This window comes from Prosthecobacter sp., assembly GCF_044226605.1.
Classification (GTDB): domain Bacteria; phylum Verrucomicrobiota; class Verrucomicrobiia; order Verrucomicrobiales; family Verrucomicrobiaceae; genus Prosthecobacter.
On record NZ_JBGAGS010000004.1, the window covers coordinates 303237 to 319249 of the forward strand.

The following is a 16013-nucleotide window of genomic DNA, read 5'->3' on the forward strand; positions in this document are numbered from 1 at the left end:
CCCCACGTTCTCAAAAAATTCCACCCAGCCGACGAAAGCATCAGTCTTCCACGCATGGTCTGCTGCTATCACGGTGGCGAAAACCAACGTTCGTCGCACCCCGCTCACCGCTTCAAATGCCGATACGGCAGCGCCGCCAGATTGCTGCTGCACGGCCCCGGCGTATCCACCCACAGCATCCGCGCCGCGATCTTGTCATACGCACGCCGATGCGCCACCGCAGCCTTCACCGCAACTGCCGACAGCTTCTCCACCGCGATCCCCTGGCTGTGCCACTGCCCCAGATCAAACGGCGGCGTCTTCACACTCGTGATGAGAATCGTCAGCCCCGCATGCTTCACCACAGCACAGCGGCCCATGTCAAACACATCCCCGCACATGCTCGCCAGATGGCTGTTCTTGTCCTCCAGTTGAAACCGTCCATCGTTCAGCGCCACAAGCTCCACCTCCAGTTCCAGCGGCCCTGCATCCAGCCTGCTGCCCTTCCCACCGAGCTTGATCGTGCGTGCCCCCGCCTCGAGTTCACTCACGCTTTGCGCATCCGCAATGCAGACAGCCGCATTCTCAATCCCATGCCGGATCAGCGCACGCAGCAGCCCCGTGCAATCACCCGGTGCACCGCCTCCGATGTTGTCCGCAGGCTCCACCAGCACCGTCAAGCCCGCTGGCAGCGGCTTGAGCTGTGCCAGCACTTCATCCGCAGGCGGATCGACGATCTGCGCGAGATGATTGAGGTCCTGAGCGCAGCGTTCCAGTGCATCCAGCTGCACCTTGGCATCCGCCGTCGTGCAGGCCACAAAGCTCACTCCCGTGTCCGGCGTATCCGCAAAGCTGAAGCCCGCCACAACGTTCATCGCCCACAGCGCATCATCCTCTGCCTCAAACTGCCGTGCCCTTGTCTCCAGCGTTAGCATCGGATCTTTCGCCGTCGCCGTACCCGTCGGCGGCCAGTTCAGGCCAGGCTGCCGCAGCTGCATGCGTGGACGCAGCCCCGTGCCCAGGCACCGATGCAGCAGCCGTGCCGCAATCAATCCCGCCTCACGCGCATCGGTGTGCGGATTCTCACGATATCCCACCAGGCAGTCCGCCAGCTCGGCCATCTGCGGTGAAAAATTCGCATGCAGATCAAAGACACCAAAAACAGGCGCCTTCGTCAGCCCACGCAGCCGGCGCAATACTTCCCCCTCCACGTCCGGAATCGTCTGCGAAGCCATCGCCCCATGCAGCACCAGATACACCGCATCATAGTCAGCCTTCGCCGCCGCAGGCGCAATGTCTCTCCAAAACTCTTCAATCACCTCATCCGCCACCGTTGCCGAAGGCTGCGCGCGATAATCCGCCGCCGGAATCATCTCCCACCCAAATTCATCCGCCAGCTCAAGCACCCCGCCCAGCGGCGACGCGTCCCCCTTGCTGGCCCACATTTCATTCCCACGCCTGATTTGAAAATCAGCAAGCGTTGTGAGTCCGTCGAGAAAGGTGTGTGTCTCGTGAAAAAGGCCGGCGATGAGAATGCGCATGATGGAAAGTAGTGAAGAAAACCTCGCCGTCTTCTACGCAGTTTGCAGCCCCTCATTTACCTGAAACCAGCGCAGAACCTTCGCCAGGAGTAGGATCATCCTCACTGCCACACGCTCACGCCTCACCCAAAGCGCGGACGAGGATGGCCCTTCCAGCAAGACTTCTGCCTACCTCACAATCACCCTCGTCCCCGGCCGAATCAGCTGCGGCAGTCGTATCGCATCCCAGTTCGCAAACCGCACACACCCCGCACTGCGCGTACGCCCAATCGTTCTCGGCATCGCCGTCCCATGCAGGCCGATGCCCGACTTGCTAAGCCCGCACCAGATGACGCCGATCGGGCTGTTCGGCCCCGGGGGAATCTGAAACGCCTCCTCACCGCGCACCCCTTCTTCGAGAAACTGCTTGTCGTAGCGGAAGGTCGGCGTGGCCATCATGGTCATCACCTTCCACGTGCCTACGGGGATGAACTGCGGCTTGCCCGGCGTGATGGGAAACGCCGCCAGCATCTCCTCCTTGTCGCTGTAGATCGCCGCCATGCGCTCGGTGGTGTCCACCACGATCGTCCGGCTGCTCAGCAGCTTGTCCGTCTTGAAGCTCTGCATCGGTTTGATGTCCTCGATCCGAAACGACTTCACATTCGGCACCACGATGATGCTTCCAGGCTTCAGCGTGGCCAGGTTCTTCCCGGGGTTGATCACCCCCAGAAAAGATTCATCGGTATGAAAGCGCTCCGCAATCAGCTCCAGCATGCTGCGATACGCCATGAAGGGATAGACCGATGCTTTCTCATAGTCTTCCGGGAGTTCAGGCGTCACATACTTGGGAAGTTCGGGCTGCACTTTAAATGCAGCAAAAATGACAGGCACCTCCGCCTCCGCAGCCTCCTGAATGCGCGTCCAGTTGTACAGGTCCTTGAATCCGTGCGCATAGTTGTAGTTCACCACCGCCTTGTAGGTGAACTCACCGATCGCCCCATCCAGCTTGCCGGGGCCAAAGAGATGTTTGTCCAAAAAAATCTGGATGCGTAAAATCGTGTCCCTGTCCTTGGGCACGGACGGATCATCCTTGGCCGGGCCCAGGTCTTGAGCCTGGGCGGCAGCAGTAAACAGGCAGAGCAGCAGGAGGTGTTTCAGCATTGATTCCCCCCATGCTAATTCGCCTTCCGTAATGAGCAAGGCTGCGCACGCCCTTGCCTCCATCCGTTCTGTTGCTTAGCTTGGCCTAAGCCATGAAAGCGCTTTTCATCACCCTGCTGATCTTTGTGTCGGCGTTTCTGATCTATGATCGCTTCGTCACGCCTGCAGGCCGCCGCATCGTCTTTGAAAATCCTCCGCTGATTCTGCCACCGGACGAGACCCCTGCGCGTCCCATCTCCATCCATGCCGCTCCGATCTCCCGTCCGCTCCCGGACTCCCCTGCCCAGCCTCGAAACACCGGCTCAGGCTTCATCCCGCCACAGATTGAACCTCTGGAGCAGCTCACCAAAAACTGGACCGTTTTTCCTCCCACCGCCTTCCCTCGCCAGGTCAGGCTCAGCAAGCCCGTGCAGCTTCGCATGGCCGCCGGCACCTCCACTCTCCCCGCAGGCGCCACCGCATTCGCTCTCTCCGCTCAGGGCAATGTGCTTCTCGTCGCCCCCACGGAGACTTCCCAGGCTCGCGGGCAGATCTTCGTGCACGACACCGACATGCCCACCCAGGTGCGCGCCTCCTACGAGCGATGGAAAAAAGGCCGCATCGAGCAGGCACAAGCCGCCTGGAAGCAAAGGCTCGCGTCAGGCTCCAACGCTGCCAGCCTGCCCCATGCCGTGGATGCTCTGGGCAAACCCAAAGCCAACGCAGACGGCAGCTACGACCTCCTGCTGGCCAGCATGCGCTCCGGCCAGGTCACCGACATCAAGCCCGCCAAGATCAAACGCTGGGGCACACCTCAGGCCACCACCATCGACAACAAGCCCGCCTGGACCCTCAATCTCTGGTACGAAACCATCGCCTTCTGCGGTCCCCTCGATGCCGAAGCTCAGGCCCAGATCCGCGACGGCCAGGTCATCCGCTGGATCTACCCCGGCTCCGGCGAACCCGTCCCTTAATTGAAGTACGACAGACACTCCTGTCTGTCGATCAACGCTCTCGCAAGCTCCCAAGCCTTCGAACGCCCTCAAGCGTTCGCCAACCAGACGTCTGGGAAGGCGCGCATGGTTCGTGTCTCCGCCGCGTGCTGATCGACAGACAAAAGTGTCTGTCGCACTCACAAACCGCCGACTGCTGGGACGCTCGCACTCCAAAAAGCCCGCCTCACGCTCGCAGACGGACGGGCTTACGCCACGGCAGTCCTATGGCAACGCTGCTCACGCTCCACGTCCCACCCCACCTGCTCCGCTTCATCTCCATCCCGCCACACTCACTCCTGTAGTGCCCTCATCCACACATCCAGCTGCTGCATCAGTTCGGGCGGCCCGCCCTCAGGGAAATTGTCGATCAGCCAGTTCACATCCTCACGCGCTCCCGCCTTCTCTCCGAACCGCTGGCGTATTTGCGCGCGCGTGAGCCGTTCAGGCGCAGCCTTGGGGTCGATCGCCAGAAACAGGTTCAGATACGGCAGCGACTCCCGCAGTGACCGGCTGTTGTCAAACACGCTGCTCATCAGATTGCGCAGCATGCGCAGCAGCACGGCCTGCTTGGTGATGGGGGCCAGCGCATCTTCCGGAAAGCGCCCGTCCTCCGTCAGATCCAGCGCAGCCTGCTCCACCGTCACCAGCTTGCCATGCTCAAACACATCCACCAGCTGCAGCTCTCCTTCCGGACCATCGCGAAATCCCACCATGAACTTCCCTGGCAGTGGCACACCAAACACTCCCTGCACGCCCAGTGCGGAGGCCAGCTCCACATACAGCACGCTCAACGTGATGGGCAGCCCCTCGCGATCATCGATGACCTCGTTCAGGTAGCTGTTGGACAGGTTGGAGTAGTCACCCCGGCTGCCATGAAATCCATTCTCTTCAAAGAAGTAGCGGTTCAGGCGTTTCACCGCAGGAATCGTCCCCGCCTTGATCTCCGGATCTTCTTTGAGATCCAGCACCATCGCCCGAAAGCTCGTCAGGTAGGAGGCGATGTCCACCTCGGGGTTGTCATGGCGCGCCAGCAGCAGCGCGCAGCGCAGCAGGTTGATCTCAGGCTCCGGCTTCGCGAGTTCCGCCAGGATTTCCTTCGTCATCGCGCGGCGGTGCAGCTCGCGCTCCAGCTCCCGCAGCTTGGTCGCTTCTTCCTCCAGCTTTCGCCGCTGCTCCACCAGCACACGCTTTGCGGCAGCGGGGCTTTCCAGCAGCCCTTCCAGAGTCTTTTCAGAGCTGGTCGCATCGGCGACGAACTCCTCCACCTTTGACCTCATCTTCGAAGCCACTTCGGGATCCAGCGCCTTCTCAGAAAGGTCGGTGCCGATACGGAAGTTGCGGAACTGCGCCACCGTCGTCCTGAATTTGCACAGCCCGGCGGAGCCGCCGCGCAGCCCCGTGTCATCGCTCTCCACCACCTTCTTTCCATTCACAAAGCAGACGATTCGCTCCGGCTCCACCCGCACCCTCAGCACATTCCATTCACCGGGCTTGTAGGCATCGCTCGGCACATCTGCCAGGATGGTCCACGAGTACACATCCGGTCCATTGAAGCGGGTGAAGCGAAGCTTCCCGCCCGAGGCATAAAAGCCGTAGTGCTTGTCTCCGCCGTCAGAGCAAAACGCCAGCCCCGCAGCCCCCGATTCATCATCCAGACGGATGTTCGCGGCGATCTCGAAGCTCTCCTCCGGCACCTTCTGCGTGGAAAGGCACAGCGCCCGCCCGCCAAAGCCCGACCCCGGAAACTCGGAACGAATCACCCCCGCATGCTGCGTCCACTGCGCCCCCAGATGGGTCTTCCACAGCTTCGGATTCAGCGCCCCAATCGTCAGCCAGCGGGACATCGGCACCGGATTCGGTTTTTCGATCAGCGTTTTGAGTTCGTTCACCGGCACGGCAAAGCCGAGATTGTCCGTCTTCAGAGACTTCAGCGTCAGCAGCCCGAGCACGCGCCCCTGCATGTCCAGCATGGGGCCGCCGCTGTTCCCCTGCTCAATCGGCACCGCCACCTGCAGCATCTGCCGGTCCTCGATCTCACGCGTCGCGGAGAGCACTCCCTGCACGATGCTGAATCCCAGTCCCTCCGGAGCTCCCATGGCCACGATAGGCTCCCCCTGCCGCACCTTGCTGGAATCTCCCAGCGGCAGCGCTTTCAGTCCCTTGGCCTCGATCTTCAGCAGCGCCAGATCCAGGTGGCTGTCGCTGGCCTGCACCGTGCTGACCTCATGCGTCGTGCCGTCATGCATCTCGATCTGCAGCCGCCTCGCCTCGCCAATGACGTGCAGATTTGTCGCGATCAATCCATCCTCTCGGATGATGAATCCAGAACCGATGCCGTCCGTGCCTTCCCGGCCCATCTGGGAGATCTTCACCAGCGAAGGGCGGATCATCTCCGCCAGTTCGGCAGCCGTGCGTGCGGCAGGAGGCGCCTTGGCCACCGGCTTGGAAACAGGCTTCGATTTCGGGGCCGCGTCTGCCTGGCCCAGCAGCAGGCCGGTGAGGAGCAGGAGGTAAAAGGGGCGCATGATGGGTGGATTCTGATGCAGGAAACGCACCATGCGAGCATTTACGTGCATCAGAGATCGGTTCCCCCTCCCCCGACTTTTCCTGCCAGCTTTGCCTTCTCATTTGCGATTTAGTCTCCCCCGCTTCAAAAATCCCGTCTTCCCATGCGCCCCACCACGCTTCTCTCCCTGCTCGCCCTCATAACCTCCGCGCTGCATGCGGACGAGTTCCCCAAGCCCTTCAACACCGAGAAAGGCGATCCCATGCCAGCGGAAGAAGTCGCGCGCACCATGCAGCTGCCCAAGGGCTTCAAAGCCGTTGTGTTCGCCGCGGAGCCGGATGTGCAGCAGCCCATCGCCATGAGCTGGGATGCCAAGGGCCGCCTCTGGGTCGCGGAAAACTACACCTATGCGGAGAACCCGATGCGCTGGGACACCAAGCTGCGCGACCGCGTCATCATCCTCGAAGACAAGGACGGCGATGGCAAACACGACGGCCGCAAGGTCTTCTGGGAAGGCGGCAGCTACCTCACCAGCGTGGAGATCGGTTACGGCGGCGTCTGGGTGCTGCACAATGGCACCTTGAGTTTCATCGCGGATAAAAACGGTGATGACATCCCCGATGGCGAACCCGAAGTGCTGCTCGACGGCTTCAATGTGAAGACCATCGGCCACAACATCGTCAACGGCCTGCGCTGGGGCCCCGACGGCTGGCTCTACGGCCGCCACGGCATCACAGACACCTCCAGCGTCGGCGCACCCGGCACACCTGCGGACAAGCGCGTGAAGATGAACTGCGCCATCTGGCGCTACCACCCCACGCAGAAGATTTTGGAAACCGTTGCCCACGGCGGCACGAATTCCTGGGGCCACGACTGGAACGAAAACGGCGATCTCTTCATGATCAACACCGTCATCGGCCACCTCTGGCACGTGATCCCCGGCGCCTACTACCGCCGCATGTTCGGCACGCATCTCAATCCGCATGTGTATGAGATCATCGAGCAAACCGCCGACCATTTCCACTGGGACACCGGCTCTGAAAGCTGGAGCGACATCCGCAAAGGCATCAGCAACAAGACCCTCGAACTCGGCGGCGGCCACGCCCACGTCGGCATGCTCATCTATCAGGGCGGCCTCTGGCCCAAGGAATACCACGGCGCCGTCCTCACCTGCAACCTCCACGGCAACCGCATCAACATGGACAAGCTCGAGCGCCAGGGCTGCGGCTACGTCGGCAAGCACGCTCCCGATTTCATGCAGGCCCAGGACAAATGGTTCCGCGGCATCGACCTCCTCACCTGCCCCGACGGCAACGTCATCGTCTCCGACTGGAGCGACAGCGGCGAATGCCACGACAACGACGGCGTCCACCGCACCAGCGGGCGCATTTACAAGATTGTGTATGGGGAGTCGAAGAAAGCGGAGCGCTCCGCCAGCAACAACTGGTGGGCCCGCATGGATCTGCAGCAGCAGTACGAAAAAGGCGCCGGTCCCGCTCCTCGCGCACTGCGCGGACTGGCGGATGCCGACAGCAAGGACGGCCTCATTCGCCTGCAAACCGCCTCCGACATGCGGCTCCTGCCGTTCGACCAGCGCTGGCCCATCGCCACCGCTTTGGCCAAGCACGAAGAAGACGCCAACGACCGCCAGCAGCCTCTCATGATCTGGTATGGCATCGAGCCCGCTGTGGCAGCTGATCCCATGAAGGGCGTGGAGTTGATCAAAGAAGCCAAGCTGCCCACTGTGCGCCGCCTCGTAGCACGCCGCATCGCCGAGATGATTGAAGCGAAGCCGGAAGCGGTGAATGCGCTGGTACAAGTGATGTCCACGGCAGCATCCGACAAAGTAATAACCGATGTTCTTGAGGGCCTCTCCGCAGGACTTGACGGTTTCAGCAACGCGAAAAAACCGAAAGGTTGGGATGCGCTGGAAAAGTTTCTTATAGGTGACGGCAGCGACAATACCATTAGACTCACACGCAACCTCTCCGCCGTCTTCGGCAGCGGTCGCGCTGCGGACGAACTCGTCGCCATCGTGAAAAATGCCGAGGGCGATGCCAACGCGCGCCTCAACGCCTTCAAGAGCCTCAGCCGCACCGCCAAGCCGGAGCTGCTGCCCGTCATTCGTGGGCTCATCAATGACAAGGTGCTGGGCACCGTTTCCCGCAGCGCACTGGCCGCCTACGATGACCCAAACATCCCCAAGGCCATGCTCAATCCCTGGCCGGGCCGCAGCGAAGAGCAGCAGGCCGCCACCGTGGCCACCCTGACCTCCCGCCCCAGCTATGCAAAAGCACTGCTCGAAGCGATCAAAGCCAAGAAAGTCCCCACCTCGGCTCTCTCTCCTTTCCAGGCACGCCAGATCCGCAGCCTCGGCGATGAATCGCTGACCAAACTCCTCACCGAAGCCTGGGGCGAGATCCGCGACACCCCGGAAGCCAAGAAAGCCGAGTTCGCCAAATGGGAAGGCTTCCTCACCGCAGACACCCTGAAGAAAGCGGATCCCTCCAAAGGCCGCATGATCTTCACCGCCGCCTGCGCTGCCTGCCACAAGCTCTACGGCCAGGGCGGTGCCATCGGCCCCGAACTCACCGGCAGCGACCGCCACAACCTGAAGTACCTCCTCGAAAACATCCTCGACCCCAGCGCCGTCGTCCCCGCTGACTTCCGCGTGAGCGTCCTCAATCTCAAAGACGGCCGCACCATCACCGGCGTCATCCCCGAGCAGACCGAACGCACCCTCACGGTGCAAACACCCGCCGAACGTCTCACCATCGAGCGCACCCAGATCGTGAAGCAGGAGCAGCTTCCCGTCTCCCTCATGCCCGAAGGTCTCCTCACGGCGCTTGGAGACGAAAACGTCAAAAACCTCATCGCTTACCTGATGTCGAACGGCCAGGTGGAAATGCCCAAATGACTTCGATCTTCGACTGGATCTCCGCTGCACGCCCCAAGACTCTTGGGGCGGCCATCGCGCCGGTGGTGGTCGGTTGTGCGCTGGCCTCCAAGATATCCGGCAGGTTCGACTGGTGGCTGGCGTTCTGCACGCTGGGAAGCTGCGGGGCGCTGCAGATTGCCACGAATTTCTTCAATGATGCGCTGGATTCCATCAAAGGTGCCGATACGCAGGCACGCATCGGTCCGCGGCGTATCACGGCCAGTGGGGCGGCTTCAGCACGCACAGTGAACATCGCGGCATGGCTGATGCTCGGCGTGGCCACGCTGCTCGCGGTGCCGCTGTTTCAGGCACGTGGTCTGCCGATCCTCTTCATCGGCCTGCCATCTCTCTACTTCTGCTTCGGCTACACCGGCGGCCCGATGCCGCTGGCTTATCGCGGACTGGGCGAGCTGTTCGTGATCTTGTTTTTCGGTCTCGTCGCCGTGACGGGCACGGCCTTTGTGCAAACCGGCGAATGGCTGGAATCCGCCGTGGTCGCAGGTTTTCAAATCGGCTGCCTAAGCACGGTCTTGATTGCCATCAACAACTTGCGCGATGTTGCGGAAGACAGTCAGACGGGCAAGAAAACGCTCGCGGTGCGGCTAGGAGTGGGCTTTGCGCGGGCGGAGATCGTGCTGCTCATCGTCACCGCCCACCTGGTGGGGATCTACTGGTTCCATCAAGGCTGGCCGCGCGCCTTCTCCCTGCCCCTGATCACCCTGCCCATCGGCTTGTTCGTCTGCTGGCGCGTCATCGCCGAACCGCCCGGCCCTGGCCACAACCGCCTGCTGGCCATGAGCGGAGGTCAGCTGCTGATGTTCGCAGGACTGATGTGCTGGGGCATTGTGCATGCACCGGAAGCCATGCGCTGACGTATCTTCCCGCATGCAGTCCTCCCCGATTTACGTTCACGAATACCTCCTGCGCAGCGGCGTGGCGCTGAATGCGGTATCGATGCGGCGGGTGTTTGCCGGGGCGCTGATCTTTGTGGATGGCGGCTACGGCTGCGTGCATCCCTGGCCGGAATTTGGCGATCCACCCGTGGAGGAGCAACTGCGCCTGCTCGGCGACGGCATCACCACTCCAGTTACAGCAATGGCACTGCGCTGCGCGGAGCTGGATGGTGCTGCACGACGTGCCGGCGTGAGCCTGTTCGAAGGGCTGGAAATCCCACGCAGCCATTACTCCTGGAGTTTTGCCACGGACACGGAACCGCAGATGCAGCGCATTCTGGAGGAAGGCTGGCCCGCCATCAAAGCGAAGGGATTTGCCAATTATGGCGAAACGACGCGCTTTCTGGAAGGCTGCGCCAAACGATTTGAAACCCAGGGTGTGCGGCTGCGGGTGGACTTCAATGGCGTGCTGGACCGGCTGACGTTTGGGAAGTTCATCGAGTTCATGCCGCTGCGGGTGTATCGCGCGCTGGACTTCGTGGAAGACCCCTTCCCGTACGATGCCGAGGCCTGGGAGGCCATGAGGCAACGTTGGGGTGTGCGGTTCGCCCTGGACAAGGCCTGGAAAACTGGAACGCAGGGTTTTGATGCCGTGGTGGTGAAGCCCGCGCGGCGTGACTGGCGCACGGTGGCGCAGATGCATCCGAACCACCCGCTGGTGCTGACTTCGGCGATGGATCATGGACTTGGGCAGATGTTTGCCGCGTATGAGGCGGCGGTGGCCTGGTCTGAAGGGCAGGCTCTGGATTACTGCGGGCTGTGCACGGAACACCTTTTTGAGAAGGATGCGTTCTTTGAGCGCATCTCGACGCACGGCGGCCATCTGTCGGCTGACCGCAGCGGAGGCGGGCTGGGATTTGGCGAAGTGCTGGAGGGGCTGCCATGGAGACGTCTCTGATCCTTCAGTCCGAGTTCTGGCAGGATGGCAGCGTGTGGATCGCGCAGGCGCACGCTGACGCAGACGGGCGCAGCCTGGCGGAATATGCAGCCGAACATCTGAGAATGAAGGATGCGTGCTTCTTTCAAACGAGCGGCACGGAAGGCACGCGGAAGTGGGTGGGGCTGACAAAGGAGGCGCTGATCACTTCAGCGCGGGCGGTGAACACGCACTTTGGCATCACTGCAGATGATCACTGGCTGCTGGCACTGCCGGTTTATCATGTGGGCGGCTTCGGCATCCTGGCGCGTTCGGTGGCAAGTGGAAGCAAAGTGACGCAGTATGAGGGCAAGTGGGATGCCGCGGTCTTTGTAGAAAAGTGCGCCGAGGCTGGCGCTACGCTGGCTTCCCTGGTGCCGACGCAGGTCTTTGATCTGGTGGCGGCAGGGCTGCGTGCGCCGGGAACGATGCGCGTTGTGCTGGTCGGAGGCGGGGCTTTGAATCCGGAACTGGAACAAGCAGCGCTGGATCTCGGGTGGCCGGTGCGACGTACTTATGGGATGACGGAGACGGCTTCTGGCGTAGCAGCGCAACGGGAGGCAGGCGGAGGAATGGAGGTGCTGCCAATCTGGAAAGTGAGCACCAGCGCGGAGGGCGTGCTGAGTGTGAGCGGCCCGGCCCTGGCCAAAGGCTATGCGATCCAAGAGGGTGGCGTCTGGCGCTGGGAGGAAATACCCGCCAGCGGCATGCGGACGCGCGACCGTGTGGAAGTGTGGCAAAATGCGGCAGGTGCAACCTGCCTGCGGTTCTTGGGCCGGGAGTCGGGGATCGTGAAGATCCTGGGAGAGCTGGTGGCGCTGGAGCCGATCCAGGACCGGATCGAGGCGCTGAAACTTCAGCTGGGGCTGGGTGGTGCGGATGCGGCGGTGTGTGATGTGCCGGATGGCCGAAAAGAGAGCCAGCTGGTGCTCGCGGTGAGCGGTACTTGTGTGTCGGATTCCGCAATACTGCAAACAAGTCTCAACAACCTATTGAGACCTTTGGAGCACATTCATGATGTGCGCCATGTGCCGGCGATTCCGCGAAGTGAGCTCGGCAAGGTTAAACTCGCCGAGCTGAGGGGGCTGCTTTGACGCTTACTTGGGCTCCTTGGGAGCCGAGCCGTCCAGAGGAGTGATGACGGGACGATCCTTCATTTCGGGGGAAATGAGGTAGTTTTTCGGGTTGGAGGGATCGGTGACGAAGGAGATGAGGAAGAGCTCTTCGATGCGGTCGGTGAGGGTTTCCTGGGAGGTGCGGACGGTGGCGTGGACGAAGCCTTTGTCCTTTTCGTCGACGAGACCAAGGACGATGATTTTGAGGGTTTCCTGCTTCCGCTTGGTGGCTTCAGGGGTGAGCTTGAGCTTTTTGTGCCAGGCTTCGCGGTCGACCTGATAGAACTCCTGAGGGGACATTTTTTCAAGGTCGCTGACGCCCTTCACGTTGTAGCCGGAGAGCATGTTTTCCTCGTCGGACATGGTGGGGGCCTGCTTGATGATGCCGACGGTTTCCTGCTGGCGGCGCTCCAAGGAGGAGGGCACGAGCATCTGGGAGGCCGTCTTCCAGTCCTGCTGCACGACTGCGGTGAGGTATTTCTTCACCAAAGTGGCACAAGGATGGTCCAGGGGCAGCTGGTCTGCCTTAGCTGGGAGAGCGGTGAGGCTGAGGAGGGAGACGGCGAAAAGGCTGCGAAGGAAAAGATGCACTTGCATGGGAAGTTGGTGTCGGAGGCGGGAAGGTTTGTAAGCTCTGGCAGAATGCGCGTCAAATAAAGAAAGACAGACAAGACCGGAGCAACGGTGGTGCGCGATTTGAAGGCAGAACCAAGTCCGGCACAAAGGATTTTACTTTTCTTTATGAACAAACCGGGCGTATTTCACGACAAAGCAATCTGCTTGATCATAAAACAAACATTATGAAACACCTCATCCTCACCCTCATTACTGCCACTTCCATGGTTTCCTGCGCAACCGGACCTGGCGCACAACAAGGTGCCGTGATTGGCGGCCTCGGTGGTGCAGCCGTTGGCGGCATCATTGGCTCCCAAAGCGGACGCGGCCTGGAAGGCGCGGCCATCGGTGCCGGCCTCGGAGCGCTGGGCGGAAATGCCATTGGCAACGCTCAGGATCGCCGTCGTGGCTACTACTACTAAAAAGGAGCCATTTGCACCGTATCTAGACTATCACCCAATATCATGAAGAACACTCTCCTTACCCTCCTTACCGCGGTGTCGCTGGTTTCCTGCGCATCGGGTCCTAATGCTCAGACTGGCTCCGTCCTGGGCGCATTGGGCGGCGCAGCCGTTGGCGGCATCGTCGGCAATCAAAGTGGTCGCGGACTTGAAGGCGCTGCGATCGGTGCTGGCCTTGGTGCCCTGGGCGGCAATGCTCTCGGCAATGCGCGTGACCAGCGCAACTATCAACAGGGATATGGCCAGCCTGGCTACGGACAGCCGGGCTATGGCCGCCCGCCGCAGCAGCAGGGATATTACGATCGTAACGGGAACTACCATTACTATTAAACGCATCCTTTGCTTGCAGAGCAACGATCCCCGGAGAGCCTCACCTGATGATGTCAAAAATCGGTGAGGTTCTTCAATTTGTACGTGAAAACAGCTGGCGTTCGATTCTCGCGCGGCTGAATGCGCGCGACACCGATCCGCTGATCCAGTTCATCAAGTACGGCATCTGCGGCATCGGTTCGCTGACGCTTACCACGGCCATCTTTTACTGCATTTCGAGGTGGGGCCCGTTTCCGGCGCTGGTGAGCAGCGGAGTGTCTGACGAAGTGCGTGCGCTGCACGTGACTTACAACAACATCATCGCTTTTTTCTTTGGCAATATCTTTGCCTACGTGACGAACTCCCTTTGGGTGTTTACTCCGGGCAGGCATCACAGGGTGCTGGAGTTCATCTATTTTTCGACGGTCAGCTCGGTGGGTTTTGCCATCGGCCTGCTGGCTGGCCCGCCCCTGATCCGCATGTATGGCATCAGCACCCTGTCGGCGCAGCTGCTGCTGATTGTGTCATCGACGCTGGTGAATTTTGTGTGCCGGAAGTTTTTTGTGTTCAAGGGGTGACGCGCGATGCTGAATGTGGTGCTGTTTCAGCCGGAGATCCCGCATAACACGGGGGCGATCGGGAGGCTGTGCCTGGCGACGAGGGCGAGGCTGCATCTGATCAAGCCGCTGGGTTTCAGTCTGGATGACAAGCAGCTGAAGCGCGCAGGGCTGGACTACTGGCAGGAGATTGAGGTGCGGGTGTGGGAGAGCTGGGAGGCGCTGAAGGCGGAGATACCGGCCGGGGCTGAGTGCTGGTTCATCGAGTGCCAGGGGGAGAAGACGTATTGGAACGCGGACCTGAGGACGGAGGAGATCTATCTGGTGTTTGGGCCGGAGACGCGGGGAATTCCAGCGTCGGTGATGGAGATGGAGAGATGCTTGAGGATTCCGATGGAGGGGACGCGGAGTTTGAATCTGGCGACGGCGGCGGGGATTGTGATGTATGAGGCGGTGCGGCAGAGGAGTGGTGGAGTTGGCGAATGAATGAGAGGGGCGCGGGGGCACTGAAAACTGGGAACTGAAAAATGAGAATTGGAAACTGGCCGGAGGTGGGGAGCGGTTGGTTTTCGATTTCAGAATGGTAGGACCACGGATCACATGGATAGACACGGATGCCTGAGGCTTTGTGTGCGCGAAGCTGGGCGGGAATTACTGGTCTCTGAGCCCGATGGTGATGAGGAGGGATGGGAAGGTGGTGCAGGAGAAGATGGTGATTGTGATGCCGATGGTGTGCCGGGTGGTGAGGCAGCCGTGATTTGTGTGGTGGAGCGTTTTGAGGTGGCGCGGTTTGTGTCACCGCTACGCGGTTCCACGGGTTTGAGGGGTGTGGGTGATGCGTTCCGTGGGTTGGCACCCACGGCTACGGTTGTGACAGCCCTACGGGCTTTCGGAGCTGGCGTGGCGGGCCGAGGTTTGCAGCGGATGGTGGTGGTGGACGGGATTTGAGACGTTCGGTTTTAACGCAGAGCGCCGGAACTCAAGGCGGCATGAGTGGGAAACGGAGATGAACTCGCGGGGATCAGGCCCCCGGAGAATTTGCTGAAAGCGGGTGGCATGGGTGATGTGGCTTGGTATTCCGATGCCGCGACGGTGCCGGCTCGGTATCGGAATACCAAGCGACACCCACGCGTGATCCCAGATTGAGTTACTTGGTAGCGGCAAAGAGGCAGAGATTTGAGGATGCGGGTTGAAGGGGTAGGAGTATTTCCAGAGGGGCAGTTGTGCGTGCGGGAGGGGTGGGAAAGAGGGGGATGATGGCTTGACGGGGTGGGGTGTCTGCGGGAGCGTGGGGGATTCTTTTTTAGACACCATTTTCTTTCTTTTTCATGAGCCAGGAAGCAGCCCCTCTCGCCGCGCAGGATGTGCATCGTACGTATCATTTAGGAGGGCATGATCTGCCGGTGCTGAGGGGGGTGAATGTGGAGGTGGCGGCTGGGGAGAAGGTGTTTCTGTGCGGGCAGTCGGGGGCGGGCAAGACGACGCTGCTGTATGTGCTGGGGGGACTGGAGCAGCCGACTTCCGGGGATGTGATGGTACATGGGCGCTCGCTGTACAAGGCTGAGGCGGCGGAGCGGGCGCGGACGCGGAACCAGGTGATGGGGTTTGTGTTTCAGCATTACTTCCTGCTGCCGGAACTGACGGCGCTGGAGAATGTGGTGCTGCCTTCGATGATCGGGGGGAAGAAGGCGGAGGCGCGGGCTCGGGAACTGCTGGACAAGGTGGGGCTGACTGCGCGGCTGCAGCATCTGCCGACAGAGCTTTCCGGGGGGGAGCAGCAGCGGGTGGCGATCGCTCGGGCGCTGATCAACAACCCGGGGATCATTTATGCGGATGAGCCGACGGGGAACCTGGATGCGAGCACGGGGAGCGGGGTGATCGACATGCTGATGCAGGTGGTGGATGAGGCGAAGAAGACGCTGGTGGTGGTGACGCATGACCAGACCCTGGCAAAGCGGGGGGACCGGCGGCTGCTGCTGAAGGAGGGCAGGCTGGAAGAGGGCTGAAGA

The 16013-nt window shown here is 61.1% G+C and carries 14 protein-coding genes; 10 read left to right on the forward strand and 4 right to left on the reverse strand.

Going from position 1 to position 16013, the window contains the following annotated elements:
- Nucleotides 1-104: 104 nt before the first annotated feature.
- The gene (locus ACILSO_RS07265; protein WP_395736715.1) at nucleotides 105-1520 is read right to left on the reverse strand and encodes a M81 family metallopeptidase; all 1416 of its coding nucleotides are present in this window, start codon (nucleotides 1518-1520) and stop codon (nucleotides 105-107) included.
- Nucleotides 1521-1688: 168 nt separating this feature from the next.
- A complete protein-coding gene (locus tag ACILSO_RS07270) occupies nucleotides 1689-2660 on the reverse strand; it encodes a L,D-transpeptidase (protein ID WP_395736716.1) in 972 nt (323 codons plus the stop codon).
- Between the two features lie 92 nt (nucleotides 2661-2752).
- On the opposite strand from ACILSO_RS07270, the gene ACILSO_RS07275 reads away from it, so the two are divergent.
- The gene (locus ACILSO_RS07275) at nucleotides 2753-3613 is read left to right on the forward strand and encodes a hypothetical protein (protein ID WP_395736717.1); all 861 of its coding nucleotides are present in this window, start codon (nucleotides 2753-2755) and stop codon (nucleotides 3611-3613) included.
- 311 nt (nucleotides 3614-3924) lie between these two features.
- Here ACILSO_RS07275 and ACILSO_RS07280 read toward each other — a convergent pair whose 3' ends face one another.
- Nucleotides 3925-6159 carry a transglutaminase family protein gene (locus ACILSO_RS07280; protein ID WP_395736718.1) on the reverse strand — a complete coding sequence of 745 codons (2235 nt, stop codon included), beginning with the start codon at nucleotides 6157-6159 and terminating at the stop codon, nucleotides 3925-3927.
- A gap of 144 nt (nucleotides 6160-6303) precedes the next feature.
- On the opposite strand from ACILSO_RS07280, the gene ACILSO_RS07285 reads away from it, so the two are divergent.
- The 4 genes from ACILSO_RS07285 to ACILSO_RS07300 are packed head-to-tail and all read left to right on the forward strand — an operon-like array spanning nucleotide 6304 to nucleotide 12041.
- Nucleotides 6304-9057, forward strand: coding sequence for a PVC-type heme-binding CxxCH protein (locus ACILSO_RS07285; protein WP_395736719.1), 2754 nt, complete (start codon nucleotides 6304-6306; stop codon nucleotides 9055-9057).
- Nucleotides 9054-9950 carry a 1,4-dihydroxy-2-naphthoate polyprenyltransferase gene (locus tag ACILSO_RS07290; protein WP_395736720.1) on the forward strand — a complete coding sequence of 299 codons (897 nt, stop codon included), beginning with the start codon at nucleotides 9054-9056 and terminating at the stop codon, nucleotides 9948-9950. The genes ACILSO_RS07285 and ACILSO_RS07290 overlap by 4 nt, the downstream gene beginning before the upstream one ends.
- A gap of 13 nt (nucleotides 9951-9963) precedes the next feature.
- A complete protein-coding gene (locus ACILSO_RS07295) occupies nucleotides 9964-10929 on the forward strand; it encodes a hypothetical protein (protein ID WP_395736721.1) in 966 nt (321 codons plus the stop codon).
- Nucleotides 10914-12041: an AMP-binding protein gene (locus ACILSO_RS07300; RefSeq protein ID WP_395736722.1), complete on the forward strand. Its 1128-nt coding sequence runs from the start codon at nucleotides 10914-10916 to the stop codon at nucleotides 12039-12041. Before ACILSO_RS07295 ends, ACILSO_RS07300 begins: the two co-directional genes overlap by 16 nt.
- A gap of 3 nt (nucleotides 12042-12044) precedes the next feature.
- On the opposite strand, the gene ACILSO_RS07305 is transcribed toward ACILSO_RS07300, so the two are convergent.
- Complete coding sequence (locus ACILSO_RS07305; RefSeq protein ID WP_395736723.1) at nucleotides 12045-12659, reverse strand: hypothetical protein; 615 nt, start codon at nucleotides 12657-12659, stop codon at nucleotides 12045-12047.
- A gap of 203 nt (nucleotides 12660-12862) precedes the next feature.
- On the opposite strand from ACILSO_RS07305, the gene ACILSO_RS07310 reads away from it, so the two are divergent.
- The 5 genes from ACILSO_RS07310 to ACILSO_RS07330 all read left to right on the forward strand — a co-directional run bounded on the left by ACILSO_RS07310 (nucleotide 12863) and on the right by ACILSO_RS07330 (nucleotide 16010).
- Nucleotides 12863-13099 carry a glycine zipper domain-containing protein gene (locus ACILSO_RS07310; protein WP_395736724.1) on the forward strand — a complete coding sequence of 79 codons (237 nt, stop codon included), beginning with the start codon at nucleotides 12863-12865 and terminating at the stop codon, nucleotides 13097-13099.
- Between the two features lie 42 nt (nucleotides 13100-13141).
- Complete coding sequence (locus tag ACILSO_RS07315; protein WP_395736725.1) at nucleotides 13142-13468, forward strand: glycine zipper domain-containing protein; 327 nt, start codon at nucleotides 13142-13144, stop codon at nucleotides 13466-13468.
- A 47-nt stretch (nucleotides 13469-13515) separates the two neighbouring features.
- A complete protein-coding gene (locus ACILSO_RS07320) occupies nucleotides 13516-14025 on the forward strand; it encodes a GtrA family protein (RefSeq protein ID WP_395736726.1) in 510 nt (169 codons plus the stop codon).
- Nucleotides 14026-14031: 6 nt separating this feature from the next.
- A complete protein-coding gene (locus ACILSO_RS07325; RefSeq protein WP_395736727.1) occupies nucleotides 14032-14490 on the forward strand; it encodes a tRNA (cytidine(34)-2'-O)-methyltransferase in 459 nt (152 codons plus the stop codon).
- Between the two features lie 842 nt (nucleotides 14491-15332).
- Nucleotides 15333-16010 (forward strand): ABC transporter ATP-binding protein, encoded by a 678-nt coding sequence (locus ACILSO_RS07330; protein WP_395736728.1) that lies wholly within the window; start codon nucleotides 15333-15335, stop codon nucleotides 16008-16010.
- Nucleotides 16011-16013: the final 3 nt, after the last annotated feature.